The organism is Streptomyces sp. KR55, from assembly GCF_052245645.1.
Lineage (GTDB): Bacteria > Actinomycetota > Actinomycetes > Streptomycetales > Streptomycetaceae > Streptomyces > Streptomyces flavusporus.
Genome location: NZ_JBQQCE010000925.1, coordinates 1 through 1,238, shown reverse-complemented (window position 1 = coordinate 1,238; position 1,238 = coordinate 1). Strand labels below are relative to the sequence as shown.

Genomic DNA, 1,238 nt, shown 5'->3' with positions numbered 1-1,238 from the left:
CGGAGTCTCAATGACTCAGTCAAGCGGGAAGCTGAGGCGCTGGTGCCCCAGTTTGGAAGATCGCGTAACCGGGTGGGGCGTGACCTGGCAAGACGTTGACCTGCGCGTTCCCGGGCGGCTCGCCGACGTTCCCCGCTGTTTCCCGCCGCTCGCCGCCGCATCGGGCACGCAGGGGGCACACGTGCCCTTCTCCCGCGTTCCGCTGGTAGCTGCGCCCGGTTGCCTGGGACAGCCTAGGCGTCAGGCATCGGCTGCATCAGAATTCCGTGCCGCTTAGCGATCTCGATGAGGCGGTCAATGTCCGGCGGCGTGTCCGACTGGGGCGGCAGCTCCCGTCGCTGGGCGGGTTCACCCGCCTCGGCGAAGAATTTGTCGATACCGCCCGGCGTGTAGGTGATCAGGATCCGCACCGTGCTGGTGGGCTCGTACCACTCCAGGGTGCCCTCAGGGATGTGGAAGAAGGACCCGGGACCGCCTTCGACCGTCTCACCGGCGATGTGATAGCGGAGCGTCCCCTCGATGACGTAGACGCTCTCGGTTCCGGGGTGGGTGTGGGGCGGTGGGCCCATCCCCTCCGGAACGGTCATCTCCATGACGGTCATCGCGCCATTGGTCTCGTCGCTCGACGCCTTGACCTCGTAGAGGCCGTTCAGCATCCAGAATGCCTTGCCCTCACCGCTGTGCCGCACGTGGACGTTCTCCGGCATGGGGCCGCTCCTTCCTCGGTGGACCCCCAATGTGTCCCCACCTGTGGGCCAGCCGAAGGCCGCCATCCGGGTGCGTGTGCCGGGTGTCGCCAGTCCCGCATGATCGGCTGGACAGGACCTGATGCCCCTCAGGCGGTCTCTGGTTGGCTTGGCTGCTCGGCGCTGGGCTCCCCACCTACACACCCCACAACCCGGCCAGCGCCACGGGCCCTGCAGAGAGCCACGCGGTCGGTGGAGCGGCTTTGGGCGGGAGCTGCCATGGGGCGAGTGATCATGGCCCCGTAAGCTTCCGGCGCGTCGGGCAGTCTGTGGACCTGCCCGGTAAAGCACGACGTTGGGGCCATGATCTTCGAGGCTCACCCCATGGTGGCTGCCTAAAGCCGTTCCACCGACCGCCCCAGCCACAGAGGGTTTCCCTACGTCCGCCCGCTGCACGTAGCGCGCCGCCGGGCGCGGCCAGCCGGGGCGAAGACAGGAGGCGGGCCGCGCCGGAAAGGCGGCGCGCGCCCGCGCCGTGCGCGGGCCTTGATG

The 1,238-nt window shown here is 68.7% G+C and carries 1 protein-coding gene; it reads right to left on the bottom strand.

Going from position 1 to position 1,238, the window contains the following annotated elements:
* Window positions 1-233: 233 nt before the first annotated feature.
* Window positions 234-707 (bottom strand): cupin domain-containing protein, encoded by a 474-nt coding sequence (locus ACTWQJ_RS51545; protein WP_443313226.1) that lies wholly within the window; start codon window positions 705-707, stop codon window positions 234-236.
* Window positions 708-1,238 lie beyond the last annotated feature (531 nt).

Excerpts from the sequence above, each read along its gene's own strand:
- ACTWQJ_RS51545 (WP_443313226.1), bottom strand. The coding sequence starts at position 707 with ATGCCGGAGAACGTCCACGTGCGGCACAGCGGTGAGGGCAAGGCATTC.